Below are 14,669 nucleotides of genomic sequence, written 5' to 3'. Positions count from 1 at the left end.
ATTTGTAGAGAATACCTCGTTTTTTTGCACATAGAGTTGTAAGCTAACTGCCACTTTGCGGATGAGAATCTTTTATCGTTCGCCCCACTCATAGAATGTGAGTGTCTTCATTAGTATCAGTCAGAAGGATTTCGACATGGCTCAGACTCCACAAGCCAAGTATCGTAAAGATTATTTATCACCGTCACACACCATTACTGATTTGGGTTTGACGTTTGATTTGCATGACAAAGAAACGATCGTTACCGCCGTTTCACAAGTAAAACAACTCACAGACGAGGCATCACTGCGCCTTGATGGTGAAAGCCTCAAACTGGTTAGTGTCTCTGTAAATGGCACTGCTTGGGAAGATTATCAAGAAGTGGAAGGCGCGCTGGTGCTTAACGCACTTCCTGCAGAATTCGAACTCACCATTGTCACTGAAATTGATCCGGAAGCGAACACCGCGTTAGAAGGTTTGTACAAGTCGGGCGGTGCATTTTGTACGCAATGTGAAGCTGAAGGCTTCCGTCGCATTACCTACTATTTAGACCGCCCAGATGTGTTGACCAAGTACACTACAAAGGTTATCGCAGAAAAAGCGCAATACCCATACTTGTTGAGCAACGGTAACCGTATTGCAGAAGGTGATCTTGAAGGCGGCCGTCACTGGGTTCAGTGGCAAGATCCGCACCCAAAACCAGCCTACTTGTTTGCACTTGTCGCGGGTGACTTTGATGTTCTGCGCGACCAATATGTGACGCAATCTGGCCGCAATGTTGAGCTAGAAATCTTCGTTGATAAAGGCAACCTTGATCGCGCGCCACATGCGATGACCTCGCTAATCAATTCCATGAAGTGGGATGAGGAACGTTTCGGCTTAGAGTACGACCTAGACATCTACATGATTGTGGCGGTTGATTTCTTCAACATGGGCGCAATGGAGAACAAAGGTCTCAACATCTTCAACTCTAAATATGTTTTAGCTAATGAGAAGACCGCAACAGACACAGACTACCTAGGTATCGAAGCGGTTATTGGTCACGAATATTTCCACAACTGGACGGGCAACCGAGTTACATGTCGAGATTGGTTCCAACTCAGCTTAAAAGAAGGCTTAACCGTATTCCGCGATCAGGAGTTTTCCTCTGACTTAGGTTCTCGCGCAGTAAACCGAATCAACAATGTCCGAATCATTCGTGGTCCTCAGTTTGCTGAAGATGCGAGTCCGATGTCTCATCCGATTCGCCCTGAAAAAGTGATCGAGATGAATAACTTCTACACCCTAACCGTTTATGAAAAGGGCAGTGAAGTTATTCGTATGATGCACACTTTACTAGGTGAAGAAGGTTTCCAAGCGGGCATGAAGCTGTACTTTGAGCGTCATGACGGTACTGCTGCAACCTGTGAAGACTTTGTTGCGGCAATGGAAGATGCTTCTGGCGTAGACTTGAAACAGTTCCGCTTGTGGTACAGCCAGTCAGGTACACCAACCGTTTCTGTGGAAAGCACTTACGATGCAGACCAGAAGACTTATGCACTAACAATTTCTCAATCGACAGAGCCGACACACGAACAAAAAGAGAAGCAAGCGTTACACATTCCTTTCGATGTGGAACTGTATGCCGCGAATGGTGATGTTATTGAGTTACGCCGTAACGGTGAAAAAGTTCATAACGTCCTAGACGTAACAGAAGACAAGCAGACGTTTGTGTTTGAAAACGTAAATGAAGAGCCGATTCCGTCATTGCTAAGAGAGTTCTCAGCACCTGTTATTCTAGAATACGATTACAGTGATGAACAGCTGATCTTTTTGATGGTTCACGCGCGCAACGAGTTTGCACGCTGGGATGCAGGGCAGATGCTGCTTGCGAAATACATTCGTAGTAATGTGACGGCTGTGCAAAATGGTGAGGAAGTCGTCTTGCCTGAATCACTGATCGATGCGTTCCGAGGTGTTCTGCTTTCTGATTCTCTTGAACCTGCCTTCATTGCGGAAATGATGTCAGTTCCGAGTCACAATGAAGTGTCTGGCTGGTACAAAACCGTAGACGTTGACGCGGTGGCGAGCGTTCTTAAAGCAATTAAGGTGAAACTGGCGACAGAACTTGAAGACGAGTTGACAGCGTTGTACCACAGTTTGAATCAAGCTGAGTACACAGTGGATCACCCTGCAATTGGCAAGCGCTCGTTGCGTAATACAGCGTTAGCGTATTTGGCGTACACAGAGCAAGGTAATCGATTGGCAGAAAAACAGTACTTCGAAGCCAATAATATGACCGATACTGTGGCAGCGATGTCAGCAGCAAACAGCGCACAACTCCCTTGTCGTGAAACCTTGATGGCTGATTACAGCGATAAATGGAAGCACGATGGTCTGGTTATGGATAAGTGGTTTGCGCTACAAGGCTGTTATCCGGCAGATAACGTGTTGGAAGTGATTAAAGAGACAATGAATCATGAAGCATTCAGTCTCAAGAATCCAAACCGTACTCGTAGCTTGATTGGTTCGTTCCTAAACATGAACCCAGTGCGTTTCCATGCGAAAACGGGCGAAGGGTACAAGTTTGCAGGTGAGATCCTCAAAGAGATGAACAGTAGTAACCCGCAAGTCGCCTCTCGATTGATTGATCCGTTGCTGAAGTTCCGTAAATACGATGAAGAGCGTCAAGCCTTGATAAAAGCTGAGCTTGAAGCGCTTAAATCAATGGACAACTTGGCAAAAGACCTTTTCGAAAAAGTAACAAAAGCGCTCGAAGCTTAATCGACTGGTTAAAACAGTAGCACAGTTATGTGTTACTGTTTATTTGTACAGTATTTTTCGGTTGGTACCAAAAGTGTTACTTTATTGACCATGAACTACTATTACTTCTCCTTAAACATCTCATATCAAACTTTCCTTGCTCACTACAATGGTGCTGCAAGCAGTGTTTTAGTCGTTACTGACAACGGGTTACGTCTACAATTACCTGCAACCAAGTTCAGACCATTTCTTAGTCAAATTGGCGTAAAAGGGCAGTTTCGTTTAACAACTGACCAAAATAATAAGTTTCTCAAGTTAGAAGTTCTGTGAGCGACTGATTTCTTAGAAGTTTAAATAGAACCTCAATCACATTCTCAAACATTTCACCTCTTACCACTCCTAAAAGAATTAACTATTTATCAATAAAGCTTTTACAATAAAGCGGCATTACCCGTGTTAAGCACTATGCTTACAACATCCCTACAAAAACATACAATTCTATAATAGTGGAGTGTGATTATGACCGCGCGTGAAACATTGATGCCGGTTCTGCTTGAAAAAGTGTACCAACTGATTCAAGACAAACTCGAGCTTGCTCATCAACCTTTAGTCACTCAACTTGCTCAACATTTATTTAGCAATATCTCTCAGGACGACTTAGTCGAACGCAACGAATCCGATCTTTACGGTGCTGTGGTAAGCCTTTGGCATCACATCAGCGAAAAGAAAGCCGATGACGTTTCTGTCCGAGTCTTCAACCCAACTGTTAGTCGTCAAGGCTGGCAATCCACACACACTATTGTTGAAATCGTCGTACAAGACAGCCCGTTCTTGGTCGATTCGATTAAGATGGCATTGAGTCGTTTGGATCTTGCATCACACCTGATGCTGCATGGTCCTACGCAAGTTGCTCGCAATGCCAAAGGTGAGATTACCGGTATCAACGAAGGTGAAGGGGCGCTGCAGTCACTTTTTCATATCGAAGTTGACCGCTTAAGTGACAAAGGCGCAATGGCTTCTTTGAAGGAAGAATTGCTAAGTATTCTGAAAGACACTGGCCTTGTTGTTCAGGATTGGTTACTGATGGTTGAAAAACTAGAAGAAGTCACCAACCAAGTCGAAGCTCAGCAAGATACAGTCGCCGTTGAGCGTGATCGTTACGATGAGACGATCAACTTCCTGCGTTGGTTAGGAAGACACAACTTTACCTTTATGGGATACAAGGAATACGATCTTGTTTCCGTCGATGGTGATACGGAGTTGCGTCCAACGCCAGATAAAGGCTTGGGTCTTTTTGCGAATCGTGACCGTGTGCGAAGCGTTAAACTGTCAGACTTCCCTGATTCGGCAAGACTTGAAGCGAAAAAACCATTCTTACTGATCCTCACCAAAGGCAATACGCCTTCGCGGATCCACAGACCAGCATACACCGACTACATCGGCATTAAGAAATTCGATAAGAATGGCAAAGTGATCGGCGAGCACCGCTTCACAGGTCTTTACACCTCCGCAGTTTACAACCAAAGCGTAGAAAGCATTCCTCTAATTCGTGAAAAAGTCGAACGTATCCTAGAAGCGAGTCGATACCGTGAAGGGTCATACTCCTATAAAGCGCTGCACAACATTCTAGAAAACTACCCTCGTGATGAACTGCTTCAGGCAAAAGAAGAAGAGTTGCTTGAAGTCGGTATGGGTGTGGTTCAAATGCAGGATCGTGATTTACTGCGTTTGTTCGTGCGTAAAGACCCGTTTGGCCGTTTCTTCAGCTGCATGGTTTATGTGACAAAAGATCGTTACAACACCGAACTTCGCCGTCAGACGCAACGAATTCTTAAACAGTATTTCGGTTGTGATAAAGAGGTTGAGTTCACTACCTATTTCTCCGAAAGCCCACTTGCCCGTACACACTACATTGTTCGTGTGGACAACAACAACTCAGATATTAATGTCAAAACGATTGAGCAAAACTTAATGGAAGCATCTTCGACTTGGGATGATCGTTTGTCAGATGCGATCGTTGCGAACTTTGGTGAGAGCAAAGGCTTACCTTTATCAAAAGATTACAACCGCGCGTTCCCACGTTCATACAAAGAAGATGTTATGCCTGGCTCGGCGGTGGCTGATATCGAGCGATTAGAAGCACTTAGCGATGACAACAAGCTAGGAATGCTGTTCTACCGTCCGCAAGAGCTTGGTTCCGATTCTAAAGCAGTACGCCTGAAGCTGTATCACCGCGATGAACCTATCCACCTTTCTGACGTCATGCCGATGCTTGAAAACCTAGGATTGCGAGTGATCGGAGAGTCTCCTTATGAAGTGCGTAAGGCGAATGGCCAAGTCTATTGGATCCTTGATTTCTCAATGCTACATAAGAGTGAGAAAACCGTTGACTTGCGTGAAGCGAGAGATCGTTTTCAACAAGCCTTTGCCGCTATTTGGGCTGGCGATCTAGAAAGCGATGGCTTCAACCGTTTGGTTCTTGGTGCTTCGTTGACCGGACGCGAGATTTCCATTTTACGTGCTTACGCGCGTTACATGCGTCAAGTCGGTTTCCCATTCAGTCAACAGTACATTGAAGATACGCTCAGCCATTATCCGGATTTGGCGAAAGCTCTAGTTGGTCTATTCGCTAAACGTTTTGATCCTAAGTTCAAAGGCAGCCAAAAAGGACAGGCGGATCTTGTTAAGAAGATTACTGAGCAACTTGATCATGTCGAAAGTCTCGATGACGACCGTATTATTCGTCGTTATGTAGACATGATCTCGGCTACGCTGCGTACGAACTACTATCAACTTGACGCAGACAAACAACCTAAGCCTTGGTTATCACTCAAGATGAAACCAAGTGAAATCCCAGAAATCCCGCAGCCCGTTCCGGCGTTTGAGATTTTTGTCTACGCACCTGATATTGAAGGTGTCCATCTACGTGGTGGTAAAGTAGCACGTGGTGGTCTGCGTTGGTCAGACCGTCAAGAGGATTTCCGTACAGAAATTCTTGGTCTTGTGAAAGCGCAGCAAGTTAAAAACACCGTAATCGTACCGGTTGGTGCGAAAGGTGGCTTTGTTTGTAAACGTCAGCACAACTTTAGTGGCCGTGATGAAATCTTTGCTGAAGGTCAGCGCTGCTACAAACGCTTTATCCGCGCGTTACTGGATGTCTCTGATAACATCATTGAAGGCGAAGTTATCCCACCGAAGAGCGTAGTTCGTCATGATGAAGATGACCCGTATTTGGTTGTAGCAGCTGATAAAGGCACTGCAACGTTCTCAGATTTGGCTAACTCAGTATCTGAGGAGTACAACTTCTGGCTAGGTGATGCGTTTGCGTCAGGCGGCTCTAACGGTTATGACCACAAAGCGATGGGGATTACTGCGAAGGGCGGTTGGGAGTCGGTGAAACGCCACTTCCGTGAGATGGGCATCGATTGTCAAACAACCGATTTTACTGCGATTGGTGTTGGTGACATGGCTGGAGACGTGTTTGGTAACGGTATGCTTCTATCTAAGCATATTCGTTTGCAAGCGGCGTTTAACCACATGCATATCTTTATTGATCCAAACCCAAACTCGGCTACGGGATGGGAAGAGCGCAATCGCTTATTCAACTTACCGCGTTCAAGCTGGGAAGACTACAATGCCGAGCTTATCTCTAAAGGTGGTGGCATTTTCTCTCGCCGTGCGAAGTCAATCTCACTGACTCCTGAGATTCAAAAAATGCTCGGCACCAAAAAAGCGTCTCTCGCACCAAACGAACTCATCAAGATGATCCTAAAAATGGAAGTTGATCTTCTATGGAATGGTGGGATCGGTACTTATGTTAAAGCCTCATCGGAGACACATACTGATGTCGGCGACCGAGCAAACGATGTGTTACGTATTGACGGACGTGAACTGCGTGCCAAAGTAGTCGGCGAAGGCGGTAACTTGGGTATGACCCAGCTTGGCCGCATTGAGTACGCGCTAACAGGTGGTCGCGTCAACACTGACTTTGTCGACAACGTTGGTGGTGTGGATTGTTCGGATAACGAAGTAAATATCAAAATCTTCCTAAATGGTTTGGTCGCAAATGGTGACCTTACGGTTAAGCAACGTAACCAAATCCTAGAATCGATGGAAGATGAGGTTGGAGAGATCGTACTGGATGATGCCTACTGTCAATCTGAGTCTATTTCTGTGACAGAGCAGCAGGGGACTTCTCTGGTTAAAGAACAGATTCGTTTCATCCATACGATGGAAAAATCAGGTCATCTTGATCGCGCTCTTGAGTACATCCCAGACGATGAGACCTTGATTGAACGTGAGAAACAAGGCCAAGCATTGACTCGTCCTGAGCTATCTGTGCTTGTTGCCTACGGAAAGATGGTTCTTAAAGAAGAGCTTGTTCATGATGACATTGCCAATGATGCATTCCACGCACAGCAATTAGTACAATACTTCCCAACTGAGTTACGCCGTAACTATTCTACACAAATGGACAATCATCCACTACGTGCAGAAATTATTGCGACGGCACTTGCGAACCAAATGGTTAACGAGATGGGTTGTAATTTCGTGACCCGTTTGCAAGAAGAGACTGGCGCTCATGTCGTGGATATCGCAAATGCGTATGTTGCTGCGAGAGAGATATTCGGCTTAGGCAAAGTCTTTGAAGAGGTACGTTCTCTAGACAACCAAGCAACAACTGAAGCTCAGTACGACATGATGTTCTATGTTCGTCGTACGTTACGTCGTTTATCTCGTTGGTTATTGCGTAACCGCAATGGCCGTCAATGCGTTAAAGCCTTGATTGACCTTTACCAGTCTGACGTTGAAGTGATTAAGTCAAACCTTGATGACATGTTGGTACCGTCAGAAGTGGAAGAACACAACGAGATGGCGAAAGCGTGGATCGAGCAGGGTATTACGCCTGAATTGGCGAGTTATGTGTCTCGCTTATCTAGCCTATACTCGGCACTGGATATATCCACAGTATCTCGTGAAAAAGGTAAATCGGTCGAGCAAAGTGCTAAGTTGTACTACAATCTAGGCGATCGATTGTCGCTACATTGGTTCTTGAAGCAAATCAATACTCAGGCTGTTGACAACCACTGGCAGGCTCTTGCGCGAGCTGCGTTCCGTGAAGATCTAGATTGGCAGCAGCGTCAATTGACTGGACAAGTGTTGAGTTGTAGCTGTGCGCCTGAAGAGCTTGATGTTATGAAAGCGCTAGAGGATTGGATTTCAACGAACGAAACATCTCTTCATCGTTGGGAGAATATCTTGAACGAATTCAAGATTGGTTCAGTTCATGAGTTTGCCAAGTTCTCTGTAGCTCTGCGAGAACTGATGCTGCTAAATCTGAATTGTTCAGCAAATGAGTAAACGTTTGCCATAATAGATTGAATTGTTCGGTAAAACCATTAATAATACAGCCCCGTTTACACGGGGCTTTTTTCTTTCGGAGGCACAATGCTTTACCGTCTAGCCAGAGCTGGCTTTTTCCAACTTGATGCCGAAAAGGCACATGATCTTGCAATTCAGAACTTCAAACGTTTCACCGGCACTCCAGTCGATCTTCTTTACCGTCAACAACTCCCACATCGCCCAGTCGAATGCATGGGTCTGACATTCCGAAATCCAGTTGGCCTTGCGGCTGGCCTAGATAAAAATGGTGAGTGTATCGAAGCGTTCGATGCAATGGGTTTTGGCTTTGTTGAAGTGGGGACTGTTACGCCTCGTCCACAATCCGGAAACGACAAACCACGTTTGTTCCGTCTTGTTGAAGCGGAAGGCATCATCAACCGTATGGGCTTTAACAACCTAGGTGTTGATAACCTTGTCGAGAATGTTAAGAACTCCAAATATTCTTGCGTGCTGGGGATCAATATCGGTAAGAACAAAGACACTCCGATTGAAAAGGGTGCTGAAGATTACCTTATCTGTATGGAAAAGGTATACGAGTATGCTGGCTACATCGCGGTAAACATTTCTTCTCCAAATACACCAGGGCTTCGCTCTCTTCAATATGGTGAAGCGCTGGATGATCTTCTATCTGAGCTAAAAGCGAAGCAAGCTGAATTGGCAGAGAAGCACGGCAAGTACGTACCGCTTGCTCTGAAGATCGCTCCGGATCTAAGTGACGATGAGATCAAACAGATCTGTGAATCGTTACTTAAAAACAAGATTGATGGAGTTATCGCAACCAACACGACGCTAGACAGAACCGTAGTAGAAGGCATGAAGCACGCAAACGAGGCTGGTGGTTTAAGCGGTCGTCCGGTGCAATCGCGCAGTACTGAAGTGGTTCGTCGTTTGCACGAAGAGCTTGGTGACCAGATCCCAGTAATCGGGGTAGGTGGTGTTGACTCTTATGTTGCCGCGAAAGAGAAACTGATGGCAGGAGCAAAACTTGTTCAGGTTTACTCTGGCTTCATTTACCACGGCCCGGGTCTTGTAAAAGATATTGTCAAAAACCTTTAGCTTTACGCCTAACGTATTGATTGGCGTGACATTGTCACACTGAGCTAGATAGGTTTCAAATACCGAATTTGAAGAGGAAATGAGTTTTCATTTCCTCTTTTTTTTATTGGTATAGCGAATAAAATTCAAATCATTGCTTGGACAGGTAATTAAGCGTTTACCTAAATTCAAACGACATAGAGATTGGAATGATGCTTAAACCCAGTGACAAATGGACTTGGTACTACGATGACTCAGAAGGGCACCTGATGCTCGATCTGGGTGATGGTATGCTGTTTAAGACCAACCTTCCTCGCAAACTAATCGTCGAGTGTGCGATTGGCATCAACGAGTTTTCTGTCGACGATGCATCCGCTTATCAAACCTACAAAGAACAAATTGCGTTGCTTGGGCTTTCTGAGCCACGTCAAGCCGAATTAGCTTTGTACTGTGTGGCAGCGAAACGCTTCCACAAACCTGTACAACCCAAGAGCTGGTTTTTTGATTCACTATCGGATGGAAATCTAGCGCTTGAGGAAGGCGATTTCGTTCAGTTGTCGACGTCAAGCTGTTCGAGCTCTTTTATTGTCATCGAAGTCGGGGAGTGTGCCAGCTTATGTGTGTCTGTCTCACTTGACGAATTCCAGTTGAATGGCATTAAGTCGTTGTCGTTTGGTGAGGCAATCAAAGTGATGCATGACCGAATGCTGCTTATAAACCACCAGTTCCAAGCTCAACCAATCGCTTTGGTTGGCTAATTTTTCGTTCCTTTTATGATTTCCCATCGGCCTTATGGCCGATTTTTTTTGCCCAAAACCCATCTTATTCCATCTAAATTCCTTCGTATCCTCGCGGAGAACTGATTATTGAATGTGAGAATCGTTCGGTTTTCAGACAATAATTTGAGTCACTTTCATCGGCAATTTTGGCTTAATCGCTTCCATCAATATGCAAAATTCCCCCTTTAGGTATTATTTGGTAATAAACTTACGTCTTTTCTGTCGGTTGGTATAGACCAATTTTAAGGTAAATAAGTATTCACTATCTCCTTAGGCCAATAAACTCGATAGGAATCTGGCGATTTATGGGAAAGGTTGGTAACTATCTGACTAGATGAGAGTTGATGGTTATTTCATCAGACGGCAGCGGAAAGGCCGAATAACGCTATTTGGATTAACGATGTTGCTCGGTTGTCAGGTATAATGAGAGGTCATTTTCAACAGAATAATAAGTTCACTATGCATCAATATCTTGCGGTTACATCCAATGGTTTGGAGAACCTGTTAGTAGAAGAGTTAACAAAGCTAGGGATTAACGACGCAAAACCTGTACAAGCAGGTGTCCGTTTTAAAGCATCAATTGAGCAGATTTATCGCTGCTGTCTATGGAGCCGTTTGGCTTCTCGCTTTGTTCGCGTTCTATCAGAGTTCACTTGTAACGACGATATGGATCTATACCTTGCGACATCATCAGTAAACTGGGTCAACCATTTCCATAGTTCGAAAAAGTTCGTCGTTGACTTTAATGGTACGAACCGAGAGATTCGTAACAGTCAGTACGGAGCGATGAAAGTCAAAGATGCGGTAGTGGACTGTTATGAGAAAAAGAACCTCCCACGACCGTCGATCAGTAAAGATCGTGCCGATCTTCGTATCCACGTTCGCTTACATAAAGATAAAGCGTTGCTTGGTATCGATATGGTCGGTGGAGGCCTACATCAACGTGGTTATCGTCCAGAATCAGGCCGTGCGCCTCTTCGTGAGACGTTAGCGGCGGCTATTATTCTTCGCAGTGGCTGGGATGAGAGTAAATCGATGTTGGACCCTATGTGTGGTTCAGGAACGCTTTTGATTGAAGCTGCGATGATGGCTGCGAATATGGCGCCAGGTGTGAACCGTAAAAAATGGGGCTTCGAATCCCTTGAAGACTTTGAGCCTGAGCTTTGGGCTGAGATAAAGTCTGAAGCTTCCGTGCAGGCTCGTCGTGGTGTCAAAAAAGTTGACGCTAAGTTCTTTGGCTTTGACAACGATGCTCGTGTACTTAAAACCGCAAAAGACAATGCGCGCCGTGCAGGCGTTGAGTCTCTTATTGAGTTTCAAGAAGGAGATGCAGCGAAGGTTATGCGACCTGCTGGTTTTGAGCATGGCATCATCGTGTCAAACCCACCTTATGGTGAACGCTTAGGTACTCATCCTGGTCTGATTGCTCTATATACAGCCTTTGGTGCACAGCTCAAAGACCAGTTCGGCGGATGCCAAGCGTCTATCTTCTCAAGCTCTGATGAGCTGCTCAGTTGCCTGCGTATGCGAGCTGATAAGCAGTTCAAATTGAACAATGGCGCGTTGCCTTGTCATCAAAAAAACTACTCCATTTCAGATCGCCCTGCAGAATCTCGAGGTGACACTGTCACTGAATCTTTAATCGCACCAGATTTTGCCAACCGCTTGAAGAAGAACATTGGCAAGATTGGCAAATGGGCGCGCAAAGAGCAGCTCGATTGCTACCGTATTTATGATGCAGATTTACCAGAGTACAACGTGGCTATCGATGTCTACATTGATCACCTAGTGATTCAGGAATACGCGGCACCAAAGAATATCCCTGAAGAGAAAGCAAAGCGTCGTCTTACAGACATTATCCGCGCAGCAATTCAAGTGACCGGCACTGAGGCTAACAAAGTTGTGCTGAAAGTGCGTGAGAAGCAAAAAGGGCGCTCTCAGTATCAAAAACTCTCTCAGGAGTCAGAAACAATGCAAGTCAACGAGTATGGCGTGAAGCTGCTCGTTAATCTTCACGATTACCTAGATACTGGATTGTTCCTTGATCATAAAATCACCCGTCGTAAATTGGGTGAACTCTCGCAAGGCAAAGATTTCTTAAACCTATTTGCTTACACAGGCTCAGGCACAGTTCACGCCGCATGTGGCGGCGCAAAGTCTACGACCACGGTAGACATGTCTAAGACCTACTTGGAGTGGGCGAAAGAGAACATGAAGCTCAACGGGCAGGTCGGCAGACAACATCGGTACGAGCAGGCAGATTGCTTGCAGTGGTTGGCAAACTCTACAGAGAAGTTTGATTTAATCTTTATTGACCCACCTACGTTTTCTAACTCGAAACGTATGGAACAGTCATTTGATGTCCAGCGTGACCACATTCAATTGATGAAAGATCTTAAGCGACTCCTTCGTGCCGGTGGAACCATTGTTTTTTCAAACAACAAACGCCACTTTAAAATGGACTTGGACGCATTGAATGAGTTGGGGCTAGAGGCGAAAAACATTTCAAATCAAACTCTACCGCTTGATTTTTCTCGCAACAAGCATATTCATAACTGCTGGATCTTAACCCACAAGGAATAAGTTGGTTTCGTGATCACTTTATATAGTACAGAAGGGTGCCATCTCTGTGAGATGGCTTTTCAATTGTGTCAGCAAGCAGGTATTGCAGAGCACATCCGTATCATCGATATTGCCTTTGACGATGAGCTATTTTCTCGTTACGGCGTCACTATTCCAGTGCTCAATTTCAACGATACCGAGCTTAACTGGCCTTTCGACTTACAAGAATTGAAACTTTGGTTAGATAAAAATGGCATTACTTACCATCAATAATGGATTGCTGGCTTACGGTGATCACCCTCTACTTGACCATGCAGATTTTGCATTACAAGAAAACGAACGAGTCTGTTTAGTCGGTCGCAATGGCGCGGGTAAATCCACGCTGATGAAGGTCCTTGCAGGCGATGTATTACTTGATGATGGTAAACTGACCGTTACGCAAGATGTCATTGTCTCTCGTCTCGAACAGGATCCGCCCCGAAATCAAGAGGGAACCGTCCTTGAATACGTTGCTGGTGGATTAGCCGAAGTCGGCGAGCAGCTTAAGATCTATCAAGATCAGCTTGATCTGATTGCCATTGACCCTTCAGAGCAAAACATCAACAAGCTAGCTCGAATTCAAGAGCAGCTCGAACACTCAGGCGCTTGGCGTTTTGAAGATCGCATTAAAAACGTCCTTACGGCTCTTAAGCTCGACGGGCACACCAAATTGACCGACCTTTCTGGCGGCTGGCAGCGTAAGGCTGCGTTAGCGCGTGCGTTGGTATGCGATCCGGATGTCCTATTACTTGACGAACCCACTAACCACTTAGACGTTACGACTATCGAATGGTTAGAAAATTTCCTGAAAGACTTCCGCGGTTCGATCATTTTTATCTCCCATGACCGTGCATTCATTAAATCGATGGCGACACGCATTGTTGACTTGGATCGCGGTAAGCTCTCTTCTTTTCCTGGTGACTATGAGAACTACTTGGTTGAAAAAGAGGAGATGCTGCGTGTCGAAGAGATGCAAAATGCAGAGTTCGATAAAAAACTGGCTCAGGAAGAGGTATGGATTCGTCAAGGGATTAAAGCGCGCCGCACTCGTAACGAAGGCCGAGTTCGAGCGCTCAAAAAACTCCGTGAAGAGCGTTCAGACAGACGCGAAGTTCAAGGTAAAGCGAACATCCAAATCGATGATGCATCTCGTTCAGGCAAGATTGTGTTTGAAGCGCAAAACATCAATTACTCCATTGAAGGAAAGAGTATTGTCAAAGATTTCTCTTTCAACATCATGCGCGGCGATCGAATCGCACTTATCGGTCCAAATGGTTGCGGTAAGAGTACGCTGCTGAAATTACTGCTTAACGATCTTGAACCGCAAAGCGGCCGTTTACACTGTGGTACCAAACTGGAAGTTGCCTACTTTGACCAGTATCGCGAAGTGCTTGACCCAGAGAAATCTGTGATCGACAACCTGGCTGATGGTAAGCAAGAAGTGATGGTCGGTGGGCGCCAGAGACATGCGTTGAGCTATCTGCAAGACTTTTTGTTTGCGCCCAAGCGAGCGCGTACACCAGTTAAAGCGCTGTCTGGAGGAGAGAAGAACCGATTACTTCTTGCGCGCATATTCCTGCGTGCGAACAACTTATTGGTGCTAGATGAACCAACGAACGATTTAGACATCGAAACGTTGGAACTTTTAGAAGATTTGCTTGCCAATTATCAGGGTACGCTTCTTTTAGTCAGCCACGATCGTCAATTTGTTGATAACACGGTAACGACGAGCTGGATCTTCGAAGGTGAAGGCGTTATTGAAGAGTTTGTCGGCGGCTACCATGACGCTCAGCAGCAACGAGCTCAAGCGCACAGTCAACGTACGGTTGAAAAACCAACGAAAAATGAAAAACAGCTTGAGGAAACTCCCAAAACTGCACCTGTTAAGAATAAGCCTAAGAAATTATCTTATAAACTGCAGCGAGAGTTAGAGGCGCTACCAGCCAAGCTTGAAGAGTTAGAAGCCGAGATTGAAAGTCTGCAAGAGCAGGTGAACAATCCTGAGTTTTTCTCAAAATCAGTAGAGCAGACACAACCCATTTTAGATAAGCTTGCTGCCACCGAGCAGGAGCTTGAAGTTGCTTTTGAGCGCTGGGAAGAGCTCGAAGCAATGCAACAGGAAAGTTAAC

Annotated in this window: 8 protein-coding genes; all 8 read left to right on the top strand. The window is 45.4% G+C overall.

The genetic code is table 11. The annotated features are described in order from the left end of the window. Positions 1-136: 136 nt before the first annotated feature. The 8 genes from pepN (at position 137) to OH458_RS13890 (ending at position 14,668) form a co-directional block, all read left to right on the top strand. Positions 137-2,743 carry an aminopeptidase N gene (gene pepN / locus OH458_RS13925; protein ID WP_269978759.1) on the top strand — a complete coding sequence of 869 codons (2,607 nt, stop codon included), beginning with the start codon at positions 137-139 and terminating at the stop codon, positions 2,741-2,743. 90 nt (positions 2,744-2,833) lie between these two features. After that, positions 2,834-3,052: a DUF2835 domain-containing protein gene (locus OH458_RS13920; RefSeq protein ID WP_269978758.1), complete on the top strand. Its 219-nt coding sequence runs from the start codon at positions 2,834-2,836 to the stop codon at positions 3,050-3,052. Positions 3,053-3,241: 189 nt separating this feature from the next. Next, positions 3,242-8,083 carry an NAD-glutamate dehydrogenase gene (locus OH458_RS13915; protein ID WP_269978757.1) on the top strand — a complete coding sequence of 1,614 codons (4,842 nt, stop codon included), beginning with the start codon at positions 3,242-3,244 and terminating at the stop codon, positions 8,081-8,083. A gap of 87 nt (positions 8,084-8,170) precedes the next feature. Continuing rightward, positions 8,171-9,181 (top strand): quinone-dependent dihydroorotate dehydrogenase, encoded by a 1,011-nt coding sequence (gene pyrD, locus OH458_RS13910; protein ID WP_038186851.1) that lies wholly within the window; start codon positions 8,171-8,173, stop codon positions 9,179-9,181. 191 nt (positions 9,182-9,372) lie between these two features. Continuing rightward, positions 9,373-9,918: a cell division protein ZapC gene (locus tag OH458_RS13905; RefSeq protein WP_038141494.1), complete on the top strand. Its 546-nt coding sequence runs from the start codon at positions 9,373-9,375 to the stop codon at positions 9,916-9,918. Between the two features lie 480 nt (positions 9,919-10,398). Further along, positions 10,399-12,522, top strand: a complete 2,124-nt coding sequence (gene rlmKL / locus OH458_RS13900) for a bifunctional 23S rRNA (guanine(2069)-N(7))-methyltransferase RlmK/23S rRNA (guanine(2445)-N(2))-methyltransferase RlmL (RefSeq protein WP_269978756.1) — start codon at positions 10,399-10,401, stop codon at positions 12,520-12,522. A gap of 9 nt (positions 12,523-12,531) precedes the next feature. Further along, positions 12,532-12,774 (top strand): glutaredoxin family protein, encoded by a 243-nt coding sequence (locus OH458_RS13895; protein WP_072016616.1) that lies wholly within the window; start codon positions 12,532-12,534, stop codon positions 12,772-12,774. Further along, positions 12,752-14,668, top strand: coding sequence for an ABC transporter ATP-binding protein (locus OH458_RS13890; protein WP_269978755.1), 1,917 nt, complete (start codon positions 12,752-12,754; stop codon positions 14,666-14,668). The genes OH458_RS13895 and OH458_RS13890 overlap by 23 nt, the downstream gene beginning before the upstream one ends. Position 14,669: the final 1 nt, after the last annotated feature.

The organism is Vibrio sp. MarTm2 (assembly GCF_027587055.1).
Lineage (GTDB): Bacteria > Pseudomonadota > Gammaproteobacteria > Enterobacterales > Vibrionaceae > Vibrio > Vibrio sinaloensis_D.
Note: the sequence above shows the minus strand (reverse complement) of the source record. Positions and strands in the feature narration are given on the sequence as shown.

What these genes read in the sequence shown, in the direction of transcription:
- pepN (WP_269978759.1), top strand. Translation starts at nt 137, where the DNA reads ATGGCTCAGACTCCACAAGCCAAGTATCGTAAAGATTATTTATCACCG.
- OH458_RS13920 (WP_269978758.1), top strand. Translation starts at nt 2,834, where the DNA reads ATGAACTACTATTACTTCTCCTTAAACATCTCATATCAAACTTTCCTT.
- OH458_RS13915 (WP_269978757.1), top strand. Translation starts at nt 3,242, where the DNA reads ATGACCGCGCGTGAAACATTGATGCCGGTTCTGCTTGAAAAAGTGTAC.
- pyrD (WP_038186851.1), top strand. Translation starts at nt 8,171, where the DNA reads ATGCTTTACCGTCTAGCCAGAGCTGGCTTTTTCCAACTTGATGCCGAA.
- OH458_RS13905 (WP_038141494.1), top strand. Translation starts at nt 9,373, where the DNA reads ATGCTTAAACCCAGTGACAAATGGACTTGGTACTACGATGACTCAGAA.
- rlmKL (WP_269978756.1), top strand. Translation starts at nt 10,399, where the DNA reads ATGCATCAATATCTTGCGGTTACATCCAATGGTTTGGAGAACCTGTTA.
- OH458_RS13890 (WP_269978755.1), top strand. Translation starts at nt 12,752, where the DNA reads ATGGCATTACTTACCATCAATAATGGATTGCTGGCTTACGGTGATCAC.